The 413-nt window shown below is 58.8% G+C and carries 1 protein-coding gene; it reads right to left on the reverse strand.

From position 1 onward, the window contains the following. On the reverse strand, window positions 1-413 hold a 413-nt coding region (locus tag FE394_RS19310; RefSeq protein WP_319927934.1), incomplete at both ends, for a phosphopantetheine-binding protein.

Below are 413 nucleotides of genomic sequence, written 5' to 3' on the forward strand. Positions count from 1 at the left end.
GGTGACTGAAACAGGTCACGTATCGCCAGTGTCAGGTTCTGCTGACGCAAACGTTCAATCAGCCGGACGGCCAGCAGCGAATGGCCGCCCAGAGCAAAGAAGTTATCGTGGCGGCTGATTTGCTCAATCCCCAGCAACTCACGCCAAATCGCCGCCAACACGGTTTCAGTTTCTCCTTGCGGTGCGGCATAACTCTGACGGGCAAATGACTCGCTGTCAGGGGCCGGCAACGCCCGGCGATCCAGTTTACCGTTCGGGGTCAACGGAAACGCCTCCAGCCGCACAAACGCCGCCGGCACCATATAATCCGGTAAAACAGCGCTCAGGTGGTCACGCAGATTGTTCGCCAACTCCTCATCCGCTTCCGCCACCACATAAGCCACCAGCCTTTTATCCGATCCTTCCCCCCGCGC

This window comes from Xenorhabdus littoralis (assembly GCF_033949345.1).
GTDB classification, from domain to species: Bacteria; Pseudomonadota; Gammaproteobacteria; order Enterobacterales; family Enterobacteriaceae; genus Xenorhabdus; species Xenorhabdus littoralis.